14 protein-coding genes are annotated in these 17,523 nt (G+C 72.6%); 3 read left to right on the top strand and 11 right to left on the bottom strand.

Annotated elements, in window-relative coordinates:
- Window positions 1-22 precede the first annotated feature (22 nt).
- From DEJ50_RS08650 to DEJ50_RS08660, 3 genes are all read right to left on the bottom strand, one after another.
- Window positions 23-1,993 (bottom strand): ATP-dependent DNA helicase, encoded by a 1,971-nt coding sequence (locus DEJ50_RS08650; RefSeq protein ID WP_150206992.1) that lies wholly within the window; start codon window positions 1,991-1,993, stop codon window positions 23-25.
- Between the two features lie 161 nt (window positions 1,994-2,154).
- Window positions 2,155-2,811, bottom strand: coding sequence for a GNAT family N-acetyltransferase (locus DEJ50_RS08655; protein WP_150206993.1), 657 nt, complete (start codon window positions 2,809-2,811; stop codon window positions 2,155-2,157).
- A 53-nt stretch (window positions 2,812-2,864) separates the two neighbouring features.
- Window positions 2,865-4,808 carry an IucA/IucC family protein gene (locus DEJ50_RS08660; protein WP_411757675.1) on the bottom strand — a complete coding sequence of 648 codons (1,944 nt, stop codon included), beginning with the start codon at window positions 4,806-4,808 and terminating at the stop codon, window positions 2,865-2,867.
- Between the two features lie 246 nt (window positions 4,809-5,054).
- Here DEJ50_RS08660 and DEJ50_RS08665 point away from each other — a divergent pair, with 246 nt between their 5' ends.
- Window positions 5,055-6,233 carry a trypsin-like serine peptidase gene (locus DEJ50_RS08665; RefSeq protein ID WP_150206995.1) on the top strand — a complete coding sequence of 393 codons (1,179 nt, stop codon included), beginning with the start codon at window positions 5,055-5,057 and terminating at the stop codon, window positions 6,231-6,233.
- 88 nt (window positions 6,234-6,321) lie between these two features.
- Here DEJ50_RS08665 and hflX read toward each other — a convergent pair whose 3' ends face one another.
- From hflX to miaA, 6 genes are all read right to left on the bottom strand, one after another.
- The gene (gene hflX / locus DEJ50_RS08670; RefSeq protein WP_150206996.1) at window positions 6,322-7,800 is read right to left on the bottom strand and encodes a GTPase HflX; all 1,479 of its coding nucleotides are present in this window, start codon (window positions 7,798-7,800) and stop codon (window positions 6,322-6,324) included.
- Window positions 7,801-7,969: 169 nt separating this feature from the next.
- The gene (locus tag DEJ50_RS08675; RefSeq protein ID WP_150206997.1) at window positions 7,970-9,448 is read right to left on the bottom strand and encodes a M1 family metallopeptidase; all 1,479 of its coding nucleotides are present in this window, start codon (window positions 9,446-9,448) and stop codon (window positions 7,970-7,972) included.
- A gap of 158 nt (window positions 9,449-9,606) precedes the next feature.
- Entirely contained in the window at window positions 9,607-11,697 is a 2,091-nt protein-coding gene (locus DEJ50_RS08680; RefSeq protein WP_150206998.1) for a RelA/SpoT family protein, read from the bottom strand.
- Window positions 11,698-11,837: 140 nt separating this feature from the next.
- On the bottom strand, window positions 11,838-12,710 hold the full coding sequence (gene dapF, locus DEJ50_RS08685) for a diaminopimelate epimerase (protein ID WP_150206999.1): 873 nt from the start codon (window positions 12,708-12,710) through the stop codon (window positions 11,838-11,840).
- Between the two features lie 87 nt (window positions 12,711-12,797).
- Window positions 12,798-13,373 (bottom strand): hypothetical protein, encoded by a 576-nt coding sequence (locus DEJ50_RS08690; protein WP_150207000.1) that lies wholly within the window; start codon window positions 13,371-13,373, stop codon window positions 12,798-12,800.
- Between the two features lie 125 nt (window positions 13,374-13,498).
- Window positions 13,499-14,437, bottom strand: a complete 939-nt coding sequence (gene miaA / locus DEJ50_RS08695) for a tRNA (adenosine(37)-N6)-dimethylallyltransferase MiaA (RefSeq protein ID WP_150207001.1) — start codon at window positions 14,435-14,437, stop codon at window positions 13,499-13,501.
- Between the two features lie 152 nt (window positions 14,438-14,589).
- Between miaA and DEJ50_RS08700 the strand changes: the two genes are divergently transcribed.
- Both DEJ50_RS08700 and DEJ50_RS08705 read left to right on the top strand, forming a co-directional pair.
- On the top strand, window positions 14,590-14,832 hold the full coding sequence (locus tag DEJ50_RS08700; RefSeq protein ID WP_150207002.1) for a hypothetical protein: 243 nt from the start codon (window positions 14,590-14,592) through the stop codon (window positions 14,830-14,832).
- A gap of 23 nt (window positions 14,833-14,855) precedes the next feature.
- Complete coding sequence (locus tag DEJ50_RS08705; protein ID WP_150207003.1) at window positions 14,856-15,110, top strand: antitoxin; 255 nt, start codon at window positions 14,856-14,858, stop codon at window positions 15,108-15,110.
- 58 nt (window positions 15,111-15,168) lie between these two features.
- Here DEJ50_RS08705 and DEJ50_RS08710 read toward each other — a convergent pair whose 3' ends face one another.
- Both DEJ50_RS08710 and miaB read right to left on the bottom strand, forming a co-directional pair.
- A complete protein-coding gene (locus DEJ50_RS08710) occupies window positions 15,169-15,888 on the bottom strand; it encodes a class III extradiol dioxygenase subunit B-like domain-containing protein (protein ID WP_150207004.1) in 720 nt (239 codons plus the stop codon).
- A gap of 102 nt (window positions 15,889-15,990) precedes the next feature.
- The gene (miaB, locus tag DEJ50_RS08720) at window positions 15,991-17,508 is read right to left on the bottom strand and encodes a tRNA (N6-isopentenyl adenosine(37)-C2)-methylthiotransferase MiaB (RefSeq protein ID WP_150207005.1); all 1,518 of its coding nucleotides are present in this window, start codon (window positions 17,506-17,508) and stop codon (window positions 15,991-15,993) included.
- Window positions 17,509-17,523 lie beyond the last annotated feature (15 nt).

Here is a 17,523-nt window from a genome sequence, read left to right on the forward strand (position 1 = left end):
GGTCGGCGTACGTCCTCGCGGGCTAGCGGCCCTCCTCGCGGGCGCCGGCGTCGATGGCGGCCAGGGAGCGGCGGACCTGGTTGCGGTCCGTGGTGTACCAGAAATCCGGGAGCGAGGCCTTCAGGAAGCTGCCGTACCGCGCCGTGGCCAGGCGGGGGTCCAGCACCGCCACCACCCCGCGGTCTCCGGAGGCCCGGACCAGCCGGCCCGCGCCCTGCGCCATGAGCAGGGCGGCATGGGTGGCCGCGACGGCCATGAAGCCGTTGCCGCCGTGCTCCTCCACCGACTTCTGGCGGGCGCTCATCAGCGGGTCGTCGGGCCGCGGGAACGGGATCCGGTCCATGACCACCAGCTGACAGCTCGGACCGGGCACATCCACGCCCTGCCACAGGGACAGCGTGCCGAACAGGCAGGTCTTCGGATCCGCGGCAAAGTTCTTGATCAACTCACCCAGGGTTTCCTCGCCCTGCAGGAGGATCGGGTGGTCCAGCCGGGCCCGGAGTTCCTCGGCCGCAGCCTTGGCGCCGCGCATGGAGGAGAAGAGGCCGAGCGTGCGACCGCCGGCCGCCTCGATCAGTTCGGCCAGCTCGTCCATCATGTCGCCGCGGGTGCCCTCGCGGCCCGGGGTGGCCAGGTGCTTGGCGACGTACAGGATGCCCTGCTTCGGGTAGTCGAAGGGCGAGCCGACGTCCAGGCCCTGCCAGACCGGTACGTCCTCGCCCTCGACTCCTTCCGGGGCCAGGCCCAGCGAGGCCGCGACCCCGTTGAAGTCCCCGCCGAGCTTCAGGGTGGCGGAGGTGAGCACCACCGAGCGGTCCTCGAAGAGCTTCTCCCGGAGCAGCCCGGAGACCGACAGCGGGGCGACCCGCAGGGTGGCCCCGAACCGGTCGTGGCGCTCGTACCAGACCACGTCGTACTCGGAGCCTGCGGTGATCCGCTCCGCGACCCCGTGAATCGTCTCCACGGCGGCCAGGGCCTGCTTGCGGACGGCGTCCTCGTCCTGCACCGACTTGTCGCGGGTGGCACCGATCGCCGAGATCACGTTGCGGGCGGCGTCGCGCAGGGCGAGCAGCGCATACCCGAGGTCCTCGGGGATCACTTCCAGGCGGCCCGGCAGAGCCAGTTCCATGATCCGCTCGAAGGTCTCGGCCGCGGTCTGGAGGGAGTCCGCCGTCTTCTCGTTGACCAGCTTGGCCGCCCGCTTCACGGCGCGGTTGACCTGGCCGGGGGTGAGCTCACCGGTGGCCACGCCGGTGACCCGGGAGACCAGCTCGTGCGCCTCGTCCACGATCAGCACCTCGTGCTGCGGGAGGACCGGGGCGCCTTCGATCGCGTCGATGGCGAGCAGGGCGTGGTTGGTGACGACCACGTCGGCGAGCTTGGCGCGCTCGCGGGCGGCCTCGGCGAAGCATTCTGCGCCGTACGCGCACTTGGTCGCGCCCAGGCACTCCCGGGAGGACACCGAGATCTGGGACCAGGCCTTGTCGGAGACGCCCGGGGTCAGGTCGTCCCGGTCGCCGGTCTCCGTCTCGTCCGCCCAGTCGCGCAGGCGCAGCAGGTCCTGGCCGAGCTTGCTGCTGGGGGCGGCTGCCTCGAACTGATCGAAAAGCCCTTCTTCCTCGTCCTGCGGGGCGCCCTCGTGCAGCCGGTGCAGGCAGAGGTAGTTCGACCTGCCCTTGAGCATGGCGAACTGCGGCCGGCGGCGCAGCTGCGGGTGCAACGCGTCCACGGTCCGGGGCAGATCCCGCTCCACCAGCTGTCGCTGGAGGGCGAGGGTGGCGGTGGCCACGACCACGCGCTCACCGTGCGCGAGGGCCGGCACCAGGTAGCCGAGGGACTTTCCGGTGCCGGTGCCGGCCTGGATCAGCCGGTGGGAGTTGTCGTCGATGGCTTCGGCGACGGCTTCGGCCATGGCCACCTGGCCGGGCCGCTCCGTGCCGCCGACGGCGGTGACGGCGGCGTGCAGGAGGTCGGTGAGGGAGGGCTTCGTCATAGCACTGACAACCCTACGCGGCTCCACCGACAGCGCGGTCCACGGAAGCGGCGGCCGGGGCGGGCACGGGCCGATCTCCGCTCGTACGAGGGACCGGGTGCCGGCTCCGGATCTTCGCCGGGGCGTGGGGAACTCGGGGGACGGGCATCGCGTTGGGAGGATCAGAGCAGCGTGCGCAGGGCCCGTTCGCGGAGCATCAGGGCGGCTCGCTTCTCGGGGAGGTCGATTTCCGCGGCCAGGCGGAAACCGGAGTTGAGGAACGCTGTGACGGAGGGGGTGTTGCGGATGTCGGGTTCGGCGATGACGCGCGTGCAGCGCGGGCGGTTGTCGAGCACCAGGTCGGCGACGGCGCGCAGCAGTGTGGTGCCGAGGCCCCGGCCCCGGTCTGCCGCCTCTCCGAGGAGCACGTGGATACCCGTGTCGTGGGGGCGCGCCGGGTAGTACCGGGCGAGCGGGTCCAGATCGGCCCGGTAGATCTCCCAGTAGCTCATCGGGATGCCGTCGAGCAGGCCCAGACAGGGGATGCTGCTGCCGTCGCCGTCGATCTGTGTGCGCAGGTGTGCGGCGGTGACCGTGGCGGGGCCGCGGAGTTCCCAGAAGGCGTCCACCACGGGGTCGTTCATCCACCGGGTGAGGAGTTCCAGGTCGCTGCCGAGGCGTACGGGTGCCAGCCGGAAGTGGCCGGCCCGGGTGCGGGCCGGGCCCCAGTCGGCGGGGCTGTCGAGCAGGTCGGCCTCGGCGAGGCGGGGCAACGACTCGGGGATGAGCCTGGGTTCGGCGGTATCGGCTGCGGCGGGTCGGGCCTTGGTCGGGTGCATGGCTCTTCTCCGCGTCCTTGGGGGTGGGTGTTCGGCCGGTTCGGTCCGTTCGGTCAGTCGTGGAGGGGGTTGGCGATGGTGACGTAGACGGACTGGGTGTCGACGGGGCCGACGAGTTCGTCGAGGCCGCCCAGGCGGGTGAGGAGATTCGCCTTGCAGCGGAGGGTGGGTGAGTCGAGGAGCTGGGCGGGCAGCGGTCCGAGCGCGGCGGCCTTGCCGAGGAAGCGGCGGAAGGCGGCGAGGAGGACGCGTTCGTCGGCGAGTCCTTGGGAGCCGAAGGCTCCGATGAGGCCGAGCACGTTGTTGATGCCGAGGTAGTAGGCGAAGCGTTCGTCGGTGACGGCGTCGGAGACGAAGGTGTCGCTGGTGGTGCCGATGCCGGGGAGCCGGGCGTCGAGGGCTGCGCGGTGGGACTCGCGGAAGTAGTAGCCCTGGTTGTCGCGGTAGCGGCCACCGGTGGGCCAGCCGTCGCGGTCGAGGAGGACCAGGGTGTTCTGCTGGTGCGCTTCGAGGGCGATGCCGGCGGCGGCGTCGAGGGCGAGGACCGGCAGCACGACGTGGTCGAGGTAGCGGAGGAACCACTCGGCGGCGACGGCGGAGGCCCGGCGGCCGGTGCGGGCGGCGAGCCGGGAGACGAGTTCGGCGAGCCGGGAGTGCAGGGTGTCCCGGCCGGGCCAGGGACGGGGGGAGGTGAGCGCGGCGATGCAGAGGGCGTCGTCGCCGGGTCGGAAGGGCTGGTGGCGCAGCAGGACATCGAGTCCGGGGACGGCGGTGCCGGTGCCGTCGGGGGTGTCGACGGCGATCCAGGCGGGGTCGCGGACGATGTCGAAGCCGGGGTGGACGGCCTGCCACTGTTCGGCGAGGCCGGCGCGGAGGAGTCGGTGCACCTCGACTCCGCGGTGGAGTTCCTTGCGGAGGTTCTCCCGGCGGGAGTTGGTGATGGGCAGACCCAGGGAGAGCTTGAGCATGGCGGGGGCGCCGGGCTGCAGGACGGTGCGGAGCGAGGAGGTGGGGTACCAGGGGGCGCCGTACGGGCCGAGATCGTGGAGGAGGCCTGCGTCGATGAGGGCGGCCACGGCGGGGCGCTGGAACAGGTCGCGGGCCTGCCAGGGGTGCAGGGGCAGGGGGGCGGTGCCTTCGGGGAGCGGGAGGCCGGGGGCGAGCCGGGTCAGCAGCTGGGCGGCTGTGATGGTCCGGCCCCGTTCGGTCCAGGCGGAGTCGGTGGCGAGGACGGAGGGGTGGACGGCGGTCCAGTGGAGGGGGAAGGAGCCGTGCAGTTCGGGTGAGTAGCGCCGGGCTTCGGCCTCGGAGAGTCCTTCGCGGCTCTTGGGGGTCGGGTGGAGGGGGTGTCCGAGCAGCAGGGACTGTTCGCCGGTGAGGAAGAGGTGGTGGTCCACGGGAGCGGGGGCGGCGGGGCGGGCGCGCCGGTCGGCGAGGAAGGACGCGGTCCGGCGGACCGAGTCGGAGACCCGGCCGACCAGGTCGGTGGTACCGGATCTGGCCTCGCGGGTGAGGAGGGCGGCGACGGTGACCGCGTCCACGTCGGGGGCGTCGGCCGGGCTGCCGTCGATACGGGCGGGGCCGAAGCGGTGCCAGCCGGCCGGGGACCAGTGGCGGACGGGGACGAGCAGGGTGATCCCGGAGGCGGGCAGCGCGATCCGGAGCCGGCTGCCTGCCGGGGGCCGGGTCAGGGCCTTCTCCCGGACCCAGCAGCGGAGCAGGTTCTCGGTGGCGGCTGCGTCCGCGGCGGCCTCCGGGTCGGGGTGGTCCAGCGGGTCGCGGTCCAGCGGGTCGCGGTCCAGCGGGTCGCGGTGCGGCGGGGCGGGGTGGATCTGCGGGGCCGCGTCCGCCGGGCCGGGCCGGGGTGTGCCCTGCGACTGCCGCGGGACGGCGGCCTGCGCGGGAACGCCCTCGTGCGGGGTGCCGGTGGAACGGGACGGTTCGGGAGTGGAGGTCACTGGGGTTCCTTGGAGGGGATCAGAGGTGCCGGGTTCCAGATCCGTGGCTTCGGCCAACGTCCGTGCTTCGCGGATATGGCGCTTCGAATGGATGGCGCTTCGAACGTGAACGCTGCCCCGCTTCCCCCGTACGTACCAACGACCGTGTCTCCGGGGGATCACGGGTAGTTGCAAGATCCTTGCCGGAACCGCAGACCCGCCCTGTGCCGTCCCCAACGGCATCGGCATAGTGGGGGCTTGCATTCCACGTCCCGAACGTCTCGAACACCATGGGGGATTCACGACATGCGACCGATGCGACCGGTCACCGCCGTACTCTGCGCGGTTGCGCTATCGCTGACCGCGGCGGCCTGCGGGCCGGGCGACGACCAGGCCGGCGGCGACGCCAAGCCGACCGTGGCGGCCAGCAGCCCCGGGTCCGACGGGATCAAGATCCCGGATCAGCTGAAGGACAAGCTCAAGGAGCGCGGCATCGACCTGGACAAGTGGAAGGGAGGTGCCTGGAAGGACTGGAAGAAGGAGGACTGGCTGCGCGAGGCCGAGGACTACATCAACCCGATCATCGAGGACCTGTGGGACCCCGACCGCATGCGTGACGCGCAGAAGCCCGAGCGGCCCGGCACCGACGCGGACCTCGGCAAGGACCAGGGCGTCACCGACCCGACTCCGGCGGCCGTTCCCGCGAAGGCGGTCGCGCCGACGTACCACCAGAGCGTTCCGGAGGCCGGCAAGGTCTTCTTCGACGGCCCCGAGGGCTCGATGGTCTGCTCCGCCACCGTGGTGAAGGACCCGGCGCGCCCGGGCAAGTCCAACCTGGTGTGGACGGCCGGGCACTGTGTGCACGCCGGTGCGAAGGGCGGCTGGTACCGCAACATCGCCTTCGTGCCCTCCTACAACAACGGAGGCAAGTCGCAGGCCGCGCTCAAGGGTGCGAGCCGCGACCAGGTGGCTCCGTACGGCGTGTGGTGGAGTGACTGGGCGCAGACCTCCAACCAGTGGATCACCACCGGCGGCCCGGTCGGCGGCGCGGGTGCCCCCTACGACTTCGCGGTGCTGCACGTGACCCCGGAGAAGGGCTCCTCGGGCAAGTCCCTGGAGGAGACGGTCGGTTCGGCCCTGCCGGTGGACTTCAACGCCACCGCCGTGCCGAAGATCGCCAAGATGACGGCGACCGGCTACCCGGCTGCGGCGCCGTTCGACGGCCAGAAGGCCTTCCAGTGCACCGACAAGCCCGGCCGGCTCTCGCTGAACCAGACGGACCCGGTGATGTACCGCATCGGCTGCACCATGACCGGCGGTTCCTCGGGCGGCGGCTGGGTGGCCGCGGGTGCCGACGGCAAGCCGGCCCTGGTGTCGAACACCTCGATCGGCCCGGCGAAGGCGTCCTGGCTGGCCGGCCCGCGACTGGGCCCGGAGGCCAAGGGCATCTTCGATGCCGTGAGCAAGAAGTTCGCCGGCCGCTAGCCGGCTTCCGGCCGGCCGCCGGTTCCCCGGACGGAAAACGGCTGTGGCCCCTGCCTCTCGGCAGGGGCCACAGCCGTTTCGTGCGCCGTCAGCGGGCGACCGGGACGTACGGAGCGAGGTCCGCGGCCAGTTCCTGGTGCACCCGCGCCTTGAGCAGGGTGCCCTCCGGGGTGTGCTCCTCGGAGAGGACCTCCCCCTCGGCGTGCGCCCGGGCGACGAGCGAGCCCCGGGTGTACGGGACCAGCGCCTCGACCTCGACCGCGGGCCGCGGCAGTTCGGCGTCGATCAGTGCGAGCAGTTCCTCGATGCCCTGCCCGGTGCGGGCGGAGACGGCGAGGGAGTGCTTCTCGATGCGCAGCAGCCGCTGCAGGACCAGCGGGTCCGCGGCGTCGGCCTTGTTGATCACCACGATCTCGGGCACGTCGACGGCGCCCACCTCGCGGATCACCTCGCGCACGGCGGCCAGCTGCTCCTCCGGCGCCGGGTGCGATCCGTCCACGATGTGCAGGATCAGGTCGGAGTCGCCGACCTCCTCCATCGTGGATCGGAAGGCCTCGACCAGGTGGTGCGGCAGGTGCCGGACGAAGCCGACCGTGTCGGCCAGGGTGTAGATCCGGCCGGTCGGCGTCTCGGCCCGGCGCACGGTCGGGTCGAGGGTGGCGAACAGGGCGTTCTCCACCAGCACGCCCGCGCCGGTGAGCCGGTTGAGCAGCGAGGACTTGCCGGCGTTGGTGTAGCCGGCGATGGCCACCGACGGCACCTTGTTGCGCTTGCGCTCCTGCCGCTTGAGGTCGCGGCCGGTCTTCATCTCCGCGATCTCCCGGCGCATCTTCGCCATCTTCTCGCGGATCCGGCGCCGGTCCGTCTCGATCTTGGTCTCACCGGGGCCTCGGGTGGCCATGCCGCCACCGCCGCCGCCACCCATCTGCCGGGACAGCGACTGACCCCAGCCGCGCAGCCGCGGCAGCATGTACTGCATCTGCGCGAGGGCGACCTGGGCCTTGCCCTCTCGGGACTTGGCGTGCTGGGCGAAGATGTCGAGGATCAGCGCGGTCCGGTCGACCACCTTGACCTTGACGACGTCCTCAAGGGCGATGAGCTGGCCGGGGCTGAGCTCGCCGTCGCAGACGACGGTGTCGGCGCCGGTCTCGACGACGATGTCCCGCAGCTCGCGCGCCTTGCCGGAACCGATGAAGGTGGCCGGGTCCGGCTTGTCACGGCGCTGGATCACGCCGTCGAGCACCAGGGCACCCGCCGTCTCGGCGAGCGCCGCGAGCTCCGCGAGGGAGTTGTCCGCGTCCTGCACGGTCCCCGAGGTCCAGACTCCGACCAGCACCACGCGCTCCAGGCGCAGCTGCCGGTACTCGACCTCGGTGACGTCTTCGAGCTCGGTGGAGAGGCCGGCGACCCGGCGCAGGGCGGCCCGCTCGGAGCGGTCGAACTGGTAGCCGTCCCGCTCTCCGTCGATCTCGTGGCTCCAGGCGACGTCCTCTTCCATCAGGGCATCGGCCCGAAGGCTCTCGGTATAGCTCTGTGCGTCCTGTGAAGGGGAAGAAGAGGAGGTCATTGGATCCTTACGTCGTGTGCGTGGTGGTGTATCTGGTGGTGTGCACGGGGCCTGGCCGGTGCCCGGCCCGTGCTGTACGGGTACAACGTGTCACACCGGCGGAGGATTCCCCGCGGGGGCTGCCCCTCGGGGGCATGCCCTCGATGGTGGCATGCCCGTTCCGCGGGCGTCACACCCTTTTCGGCGTGGCCTTCCCACCGGTCCCGCCGCTCCAGTCGGGGTGCCCGGGCATCGGCGGCGTCTTCTTCCCGTACAGCCAGGGCTGCAGGAAGGCGGTGAGGTCCCGTCCCGCCTCCTGGGAGGCCAGGCGTACGAAGTCCTCGGTGCCGGCCACGGAGTCCGCGTGCTCGGCGACCCAGCGGCGCTGGATCCGGTCGAAGGCGGCGCTGCCGATCTCCTGCCGCAGCGCGTACAGGACCAGGGCGGAGCCGTCGTACACCACCGGCCGGAACAGGCTGATCTTCTTGCCGGGCTCGGGGCCCTTGGGGGCGGCCGGCGGGCCGCCGGCCGCCCGCCACTGGTCGGAGCGCTGGTAGGCCTCCTTCATCCGGCGTTCCAGGGAGTACTTGCCGAGGCCGTCGGCGTAGAGGGCTTCGTACCAGGTGGCGTGTCCCTCGTTGAGCCACAGGTCGGACCAGGTGCGCGGGGTGACGCTGTCGCCGAACCACTGGTGGGCGAGTTCGTGGACCATGACGGCCTCGACGTACCACTCCGGGTAGCCGGCGCCGGTGAAGATGCCCCGTTCGAAGAGCGAGAGGGTCTGGGTCTCCAGCTCGAAGCCGGTGGTGGCGTCGGCGATCAGTACGCCGTAGGTCTCGAAGGGGTAGGGGCCGACCCGCTCCTCCATCCAGGCGAGGTGCCCGGGGGTCTTCTTCAGCCAGGGTTCCAGCCGCTCGCGGTCGGCGGCGGGGACCACGTCACGCAGCGGCAGCCCGTGCGGGCCGGTCCGGTGGACGACCGCGGAGGTGCCGATGGAGACCTGGGCCAGCTCGGTGGCCATGGGGTGCCGGGTCCGGTACGTCCAGGTGGTGGCGGCAGCGGCGGTTCCGGTGGCGACGCGGTGCGGCGCGGCGAGGGGCAGACCGTTGGCGACGGCGGTCTTCCCGTCCGGGGCGGTGATCCGGAAGGTGAAGTACGCCTTGTCGGCGGGGTGGTCGTTGCAGGGGAAGACGCGGTGGGCGGCGTCGGCCTGGTTGGCCATGGCGAGGCCGTCCTGGGTGGGGACCCAGCCGCCGTCCCCCCGGCCGCGCGGGTCGCTGGTGTGGCGGAGGGTGATGCGCAGGGGCGCGTTGTCGGCGACCGGGCGGGGCGGGGTGAGGACCAGGTCCTCCCCGGCGCTCACGAACTCTGCCGGAGCCCCGTTGACCTGGGCGGACTGCACGGTGCCGTGGGTGAAGTCCAGGTTGATGCGGTCGAGCTGCTGGAGGGTGCGGGCGTCGATGACGGTGACGGCGTCGAGCGGGGAGCGGTTGTCCTTGTAGGTGAGCGACAGGTCGTAGGAGAGGACGTCGTATCCGGGGTTTCCCAGCTCCGGGAAGAGCCGGTCGCCAATGCCGAGGGCCTGGGGCGGAGGTGCCACGGCGGCGACGAGGGAGAGGGAGGCCGTGGCGAGCAGGGCGGCGCGCAGGCGGGGGGAGGTGAGACGCATCCCCTACGCGATACCAGTGCGGGCGGCGCGGGGCGGGACGGCGCGGCGGCCGGGGCGTGGGGCCCACCCGAACGGGGCGGCGGCGGGCCGCTGCGCGGAGCCCGCTGCCCGGCCCGGCCTCCCCGGCCTGCCCGGCCTGCTCGCGGCCCGGCCGGCCCTCAGGCCCGGCTGACGTCGTACACCCCCGGTACGTCGCGCATGGCCCGCATCAGGGCCGGCAGCAGGGTGGCGTCGGGGAGCTGGAGGGTGTACCGGTGCCGGACGCGCTGTTCGGTCGGGGGTTCCACGGTGGCGGAGACGATGTCGACGCCCTCGCGGGAGATGGCTTCGGTGAGGTCGGCCAGCAGATGGGGGCGGCCGAACGATTCGGCGACCAGGGTGACCCGGCAGTCGGCGGTGGCCCGCCAGTGGACGGCGACGGAGGTGCGGCCGAGGGAGCGCATCCGGGCCACGGCCGGGCAGTGGATCCGGTGCACGGTGACGGCCCCGCCGCGGACCACGAAGCCGGCGACGGAGTCCGGCGGGACCGGGGTGCAGCAGCCGGCCAGCCGGACGGGGGCGTCGGGCAGGTCGACGACCGCGTTGCCGCCGCCACCGCGGGCTCCGACCACGGACAGCGGGGCCCGGGGGGCTGCCGGGTCGGTCCGGCCGCCGTCCGGATGGGACCGGAGCCAGCTGCCGATGGCGATCCGGGCGGCCGGGGTGCGGGCGTGGTCCAGCCAGTCGGGGGCGGGCCCGGAGGAGGCGTCCTGGGAGAGCAGCAGCTGCACGGTGTCCCCGTCGGCCAGCGGGCTGGCCAGGGAGGTCAGCCGCCCGTTGACGCGGGCGCCGATACAGCCGTGGGCGGCCTCGCCGTGCTGGGCGTAGGCCGCGTCGATACAGGTGGCGCCGGCCGGGAGGCCGAGCCGGCCGCCGCCGTCGGCGCGGAACACGGTGATCTCGCGGTCCTGGGCGAGTTCGGCGCGCAGCGAGCTCCAGAAGGTGTCGGCGTCGGGTGCGGACTGCTGCCAGTCGAGCAGCCGGGACAGCCAGCCGGGGCGGGTGGGGTCGGCCCGTTCCTCCTCGGCCTCCCCGCCGTCGGCGCCGGCCCCGGTGGCTGCGGTCTCCGGGAGGGCGTACGGGTTGCCGAGCGCGACCACGCCCGCCTCCGCGACCCGGTGCATCTGGCGGGTGCGGACGATGACCTCGGCGACCTCGCCGTCGGGGGTGGCGACGGCGGTGTGCAGCGATTGGTACAGGTTGAACTTGGGTACCGCGATGAAGTCCTTGAATTCGGAGACCACCGGGGTGAAGCAGGTGTGCAGTTCGCCGAGGGCGGCGTAGCAGTCGGCGTTCTCGCCGACCAGGACCAGCAGCCGTCCGAAGTCGGAGCCGCGCAGTTCGCCGCGTTTGCGGGCGATGCGGTGGATGGAGACGAAGTGCCGGGACCGGATGAGCACCTCGGCCTGGATGCCGGCCTCGCGCAGCACGGCCCGGATGGCGTCGGCGACGCGGGGCAGCGGGTCCTCTTCCCCTGCGTGGGCGGCGATGAGGGCGCGGGTGTGCTCGTACTCCTCCGGGTGCAGGATCGCGAAGACCAGGTCTTCCAGTTCCGATTTGAGGGCCTGGACGCCGAGCCGTTCGGCGAGCGGGATGAGGACGTCGCGGGTGACCCGGGCGATGCGGACCTGTTTTTCGGGGCGCATCACGCCGAGGGTGCGCATGTTGTGCAGCCGGTCGGCGAGCTTGATCGACATCACCCGGACGTCGTTGCCGGTGGCGACGAGCATCTTGCGGAAGGTTTCGGGCTCGGCTGCGGCCCCGTAGTCGACCTTTTCGAGTTTGGTGACGCCGTCGACAATGAAGCAGACCTCGTCGCCGAATTCGGCGCGTACCTGATCGAGGGTCACCTCGGTGTCCTCCACGGTGTCGTGGAGGAGGGAGGCCGTCAGGGTGGTGGTCTCGGCGCCGAGTTCGGCGAGGATCAGGGTGACGGCGAGCGGGTGGGTGATGTAGGGCTCGCCGCTCTTGCGCATCTGGCCGCGGTGGGAGGACTCGGCGAGCATGTAGGCCCGGCGGAGCACGGACAGGTCCGCGTCGGGGTGGTGGGCGCGGTGTGCCTCGGCGACGTGGCTGATGGCGTCCGGGAGCCGGTCCCGGGGGGTCGGTCCCAGCAGGGCGGCACGCCCCAGCCTGCGCAGATCGAGGCGGGTGCGACCGCGTCTGCGGAGCTCAGGGCGTGCGTCGGGGTTCGTGGCCTCTGCACTCATGGGCACCTCCGGCGGCTTCGACCGGCGGTGGTGGGCATGGGGTGAGCCCTCAGGGCCGGTGTCTGATGTTACCGACCCCACCACGTGGCGGAGTGCACCTCTCGCTGAGCGTGAAACGGATCACCCATGAGAGGGAATCTTCAGCCGAAAGCCGTTTCGGTGAGCCAGGCCGGATCGAACTCTCCGGCGGCGACGATCACGGCCGGTCCGGTCATCTCGACGGAGCCGTCGGGGGTCTCGGTGATGGTCAGGGTGCCGCCGAGGACGTCCACGGTGTACGTGACCGGTTCGCCGGTGACGGCGGGGTCGGCGCCGTCGCGGCGGGCGGTGGCGACGGCCACCGCGCAGGCGCCGGTGCCGCAGGAGCGGGTTTCGCCGGAGCCGCGCTCGTGGACGCGCATGGCGACGTGGCGGGGGCCGCGGTCGGCGACGAACTCGACGTTGACGCCGTCCGGGTAGGCGGCGGCGGGGGTGAAGGGCGGCGGCGCGTACAGGTCGCCGGCGTCGTCGAGGGTGTCGACGAAGGCGACGGCGTGCGGGTTGCCCATGTTGACGTTGCGGGCGGGCCAGCTGCGGTCGCCGACGGAGACGGTCACCTCGCCGGCGGGGAGCAGGGCGCGGCCCATGGAGACGGTGACGGAGCCGTCCTTGTGGAGGTGGACCTGCTTGATGCCGCCGCGGGTGGCGACCGCCAGGTCACCGGGTTCGACGTGGCCGGCGTGCTGGAGGTAGCGGGCGAAGACGCGGACGCCGTTGCCGCACATCTCGGCGATGGAGCCGTCGCTGTTGCGGTAGTCCATGAACCATTCGGCCTCGCCGGCCATGGCCTTGGCCTCGGGGTGGGCGGCGGAGCGTACGACGTGCAGGATGCCGTCCGCGCCGAGGCCGGCCCGGCGGTCGCAGAGGCGGGCGACGGCGGGGGCGGGCAGGTCGAGGGCGTTGTCGGGGTCCGGGATGATCACGAAGTCGTTCTCGGTCCCGTGGCCCTTGAGGAAGGCGAGGCTGCTGGTCACGGCTTCATGGTAGCGACCACGGTGCCGGCTGTGGCCGGGCTCCGCCGCCGCGTCCCGCGCCGCCGGCCCCGCGGCCGTCTCAGTCGGCTATCTCAGCCGGGCCACTCGCCAGACCGCGAGGGCGACCAGGGCCAGGGTGATCAGGGTGTAGAGGGCGATCACGCGCCAGTCGGAGCGGATGCCGGAGCCGCGGGCCGGGAGGCCGGGCCAGGTGTAGCCGACGCGGCGGGCGGCCATCATGCCCCAGCCGCCGGCGCAGGAGCTGATCAGGAGGCCGAGCATGGCGACCACCGCGCCGCCGTCGCCGAACTCGAAGGCGAGCGGGAAGGCGAACATCAGGGAGCCGGCGGCGGCCAGCATGACGATCGGGGCGAGCTGCCAGATCCGCAGGCGGCGCTGGGGGCGCAGCTCGACCTCGACGGCGGGTCCGGAGGTCTCCTCGGAGCCGTCCGGGCTGTCCGGGCCGTCCGGGGTCAGCCGGGCGGGTTCGGCGGGCAGGCCCAGGCCGTCCTGGGCGCCTGCCGGATCCGACAGGTCCGGGTCACCCGCATCCGCCAGGTCGGGGTCGCCCGCATGCGCGAGGTCCACGTCCTGAACCATTGGGTCCGCTTCGCTCCGGGCGTCGCCCCGCCCGGTGTCGCGAGGGCCGGCCTCCATCGCCACGTGCCCTCCCCACTCGGACTTCGTACGCTGCCGTTCACCGCCGGTGACTGCACCGTCGGAATTTGATGATGGCACGCCACGGGCCGCCCGACAGGCGTGCGGGGCGTCCCGATGCCATCACGTGATCAGGCTGTAACCGCTCGTTCGACCAACGACTGCGCGAGTCCGGCGAGTTCCCCGCGGTCGGCAGCGGCTCCGCTGAGCCAGTGGACGCGCGGGTCGCGGCGGAACCAGGAGTCCTGACGGCGCGCAAACCGCTTGGTGGCGCGCACGGTCTCGGCGCGCGCCTCCTCCTCCGTGCACTCCCCCGCGAACGCGGCCAGGATCTGCTGGTAGCCGAGCGCCCGGGAGGCGGTGACGCCCTCCCGCAGCCCCTGGGCCTCCAGCGTGCGCACCTCCTCGACCAGGCCGTCCTCCCACATCCGGTCGACGCGGCGGGCGATCCGCTCGTCGAGCTCCGGACGGGCGACGTCCACCCCGATCTGGACGCAGTCGTAGACGGATTCGTGGCCGGGCAGATTGGCGGTGAAGGGTCGGCCGGTGATCTCGATGACCTCCAGGGCGCGGACGATCCGGCGGCCGTTGCTGGGCAGGATGGCCGTGCCCGCGGCCGGGTCGGCGGCGGCCAGGCGGGCGTGCAGGGCGCCGGGGCCGCGGATGGCGAGTTCCTCCTCCAGCCGGGCCCGGACGGCCGGGTCGGTGCCGGGAAACTCCATGGCGTCCAGGGCCCCGCGGACGTACAGGCCGGAGCCGCCGACCAGCACCGGGGTGCGGCCCTCGGCGAGCAGCTTGTCGATTTCGGCGCGGGCCAGCCGCTGGTACTCGGCGACGCTGGCGGTCTCGGTGACGTCCCAGATGTCGAGGAGGTGGTGCGGGACGCCGCCGCGTTCCTCGGTCGTCAGCTTGGCGGTGCCGATGTCCATCCCCCGGTAGAGCTGCATGGAGTCGGCGTTGACGACCTCGCCGTCGAAATGGCGGGCCAGGGCGACGCCCAGATCGGACTTTCCGGCTGCGGTGGGACCGACGACGGCGATGACCCGCGGGGCGGGGGCTGCACTTCTCACCGGAACAGTCTCGCAAACCCGGCGACGGCTACCCGAACGAGTTACGTGACGGACCGTGCGCGAGGTCGTTGCCCTGGCGAGGTTCCGGCCGGCGCGACGCGCCGTGACCAGGGGGGAACTTCACCCGCACGAGTAACGTTGGAGGAGTAGACATGGGCGTCTTTGATCGGTTTCGTCGTCGTAAGGACGAGCCTTCGACCGAGGTGGCCGAGGTGGCCGAGGAGTCTGCGGCGGGTGCGGTGACCGCGGAGGCTCCGGAGACCGCTGAGGCGGAGTGCGGAGCGGAGACGAAGAGCGGAACCGGGCCGGCCGCCGCGGACGGAGTGGAGATCCCGAAGCAGCAGACCGCGGAGGCAGCCGCGGACAGCGAGGCCGGAGAAGGCGCCCGGAGGTAGCTACCACCAGGAGAAGGTGACCCATGGGTCTGCTGGACAATCTGAAGGCCAAGCTCGGCCCGGCCAAGGACAAGGTCGGGGATCTCGCGCACCAGCACGAGGGCCGGATCGGCCACGGGCTGGACAAGGTCGCCAAGGCCGTGGACTCGAAGACCAAGGGCAAGTACAGCGACCGAATCGAGACGGGCACGAGCAAGGCGAAGGACGCCCTGGGCAAGATCGCGCACAAGGACGAGCCGGGCGGGCCCACCCCGCCGCCCGCGTCTCCGTCCTCCTGACGCGGTCACCGGAAAGGGACGCGGGGCACTGCCCGGCGTCCCTTTCCCGTGGCCCCGGTCAGGACCAGGCGGCGACGAAGTAGCCGACTCCGTAGGGCGCGTCCTCGTACAGCAGCCGGCCGTCCAGGCGGGCGCTGCGGGCGGCGCCGGCCAGTACCTGCCAGGGCGCCCGGCCGGCCGCCTTGAGTTCCTGTGCGAGTCCGGCATCGATCGCTTCGAGGGCCGGTACGTCCGCCGAGCCGAGGGCCCGGGCGGCGGCGTCGTCGAAGGCCGCGGCCCGGTCGTCCAGATAGCCGGGGGCCTTCAGGGTGCGGCAGGCACTGCCGTCGCCCAGCACCAGCATGGCCACCCGGTCGGCGGAGTCGCCGAGGTCGGCGCCGAGCGTGCCGCAGGCGTCGGGGTCGAGCCCCTCCGCGACGGCCACTCCGGCGATCGGGGCGGATTCCCAGCCGGCCTGCCGGAGCAGCCAGGCTCCGACGGCGAGGGAGGCCGGAAGCTCGTCCCCGGTGGCCTCCCCGCTCGGTTCGCCGGGGTCATTGCCCAGGGTGACGGTCAGGTCCACGCCGAATGCGGCGAAGGACCCGCGGGTTCCCTGGTCGTACCCGCCGCCCCGGGCGGCGGCTCCGACCACCACCAGGAGGTCGGGCCGGGAGGCGGCGAGCACGGCGAGCGCGTCCGAGCAGGCGGTGCGGGCATCGCGCAGCTCTTCGGCGGCCCCGGCGGCCACGGCCGGGACGAGCAGCGGCGGGGCGGGGCATACGGCGGCGGCTACGAGCATGATCGCAGCCTAACCGCAGCCACCCGGCCCCGCGGAGCCCCGGCCCGCGGAGCCTTGCCCCCCCCCAGGGCCGGGCCGTACCGGCGGCGCGTCAGGGGCGCGTCAGGAAGGAAGGGCGCAGCCGCCCGTGGCCGCCGGGAGCGGGGCCGGAACGCCCAGCGTGGGGATGCCCAGCATGACGCCCTGCGGCTGCGCCGGGGCGGCGTTCCGCTTCTCCCAGGCGTCGCCCGCGCGGGTGCGGCGCACGGCCGTGGTCGGGCCCTCGGCCAGCAGGTGGTGCGGGGCGGCGTAGGTGATCTCGACGGTCACCACATCCCCCGGGCGGACCTCCGCATCCGGCTTGGTGAAGTGCACCAGGCGGTTGTCGGGGGCGCGGCCGGAGAGGCGGTGGGTGGCGCCGTCCTTGCGGCCCTCGCCCTCCGCGACCATGACCTCCAGGGTGCGGCCGACCTGCTTCTTGTTCTCCTCCCAGGAGATCTCCTCCTGGAGGGCGACCAGGCGCATGTAGCGGTCCTGGACGACCTCCTTGGGGATCTGCCCCTCCATGGTGGCCGCCGGGGTTCCGGGGCGCTTGGAGTACTGGAAGGTGAAGGCGTTGGCGAAGCGGGCCTCGCGGACCGTGTGCATGGTCTGCTGGAAGTCCTCCTCGGTCTCGCCGGGGAAGCCCACGATGATGTCGGTGGAGATGGCCGCGTGCGGGATGGCGGCGCGGACCTTCTCGATGATCCCGAGGAAGCGCTCCTGCCGGTAGGAGCGGCGCATCGCCTTGAGGATCGGGTCGGAGCCGGACTGCAGCGGCATGTGCAGCTGCGGCATCACGTTCGGGGTCTCGGCCATGGCCGCGATCACGTCGTCGGTGAAGTCGCGCGGGTGCGGGGAGGTGAAGCGGACCCGCTCCAGGCCCTCGATCTCGCCGCAGGCGCGCAGCAGCTTGCTGAAGGCCTCGCGGTCGCCGAGGTCGGAGCCGTACGCGTTGACGTTCTGGCCGAGCAGGGTGATCTCGGAGACGCCCTCGCCGACCAGCGCCTCGATCTCGGCGAGGATGTCGCCGGGACGACGGTCCTCCTCCTTGCCGCGCAGCGCCGGGACGATGCAGAAGGTGCAGGTGTTGTTGCAGCCGACGGAGATCGAGACCCAGGCGGCGTAGGCGGACTCGCGCCGGGTGGGCAGGGTCGAGGGGAAGGCCTCCAGCGACTCGGCGATCTCGACCTGCGCCTCTTCCTGGACGCGGGCGCGCTCCAGCAGGACGGGCAGCTTGCCGATGTTGTGGGTGCCGAAGACCACGTCGACCCACGGGGCCTTCTCGACGATGGTCTCGCGGTCCTTCTGCGCCAGGCAGCCGCCGACGGCGATCTGCATGCCGGGGCGCCTGGTCTTCATCGGGGCGAGCCGGCCGAGGTTGCCGTACAGCTTGTTGTCGGCGTTTTCCCGGACCGCGCAGGTGTTGAAGACGACGACGTCGGCGTCGCCGTCGGAGCCTTCGGGGGCGCGGACGTAGCCCGCGTCCTCCAGCAGACCGGAGAGCCGTTCGGAGTCGTGCACGTTCATCTGACACCCGTAGGTGCGGATCTCATAGCTCTTGTTCACGCCCACTGCCTGGCTCCGGTCGCTGCTGGTCATGCAACAAGGGTAGGC

The sequence above is a fragment of the Streptomyces venezuelae genome (genome assembly GCF_008642295.1).
Lineage (GTDB): Bacteria > Actinomycetota > Actinomycetes > Streptomycetales > Streptomycetaceae > Streptomyces > Streptomyces venezuelae_C.

What these genes read in the sequence shown, in the direction of transcription:
- DEJ50_RS08650 (WP_150206992.1), bottom strand. Translation starts at nt 1,993, where the DNA reads ATGACGAAGCCCTCCCTCACCGACCTCCTGCACGCCGCCGTCACCGCC.
- DEJ50_RS08655 (WP_150206993.1), bottom strand. Translation starts at nt 2,811, where the DNA reads ATGCACCCGACCAAGGCCCGACCCGCCGCAGCCGATACCGCCGAACCC.
- DEJ50_RS08665 (WP_150206995.1), top strand. Translation starts at nt 5,055, where the DNA reads ATGCGACCGATGCGACCGGTCACCGCCGTACTCTGCGCGGTTGCGCTA.
- hflX (WP_150206996.1), bottom strand. Translation starts at nt 7,800, where the DNA reads ATGACCTCCTCTTCTTCCCCTTCACAGGACGCACAGAGCTATACCGAG.
- DEJ50_RS08675 (WP_150206997.1), bottom strand. Translation starts at nt 9,448, where the DNA reads ATGCGTCTCACCTCCCCCCGCCTGCGCGCCGCCCTGCTCGCCACGGCC.
- DEJ50_RS08680 (WP_150206998.1), bottom strand. Translation starts at nt 11,697, where the DNA reads ATGAGTGCAGAGGCCACGAACCCCGACGCACGCCCTGAGCTCCGCAGA.
- DEJ50_RS08700 (WP_150207002.1), top strand. Translation starts at nt 14,590, where the DNA reads ATGGGCGTCTTTGATCGGTTTCGTCGTCGTAAGGACGAGCCTTCGACC.
- DEJ50_RS08705 (WP_150207003.1), top strand. Translation starts at nt 14,856, where the DNA reads ATGGGTCTGCTGGACAATCTGAAGGCCAAGCTCGGCCCGGCCAAGGAC.
- DEJ50_RS08710 (WP_150207004.1), bottom strand. Translation starts at nt 15,888, where the DNA reads ATGCTCGTAGCCGCCGCCGTATGCCCCGCCCCGCCGCTGCTCGTCCCG.
- miaB (WP_150207005.1), bottom strand. Translation starts at nt 17,508, where the DNA reads ATGACCAGCAGCGACCGGAGCCAGGCAGTGGGCGTGAACAAGAGCTAT.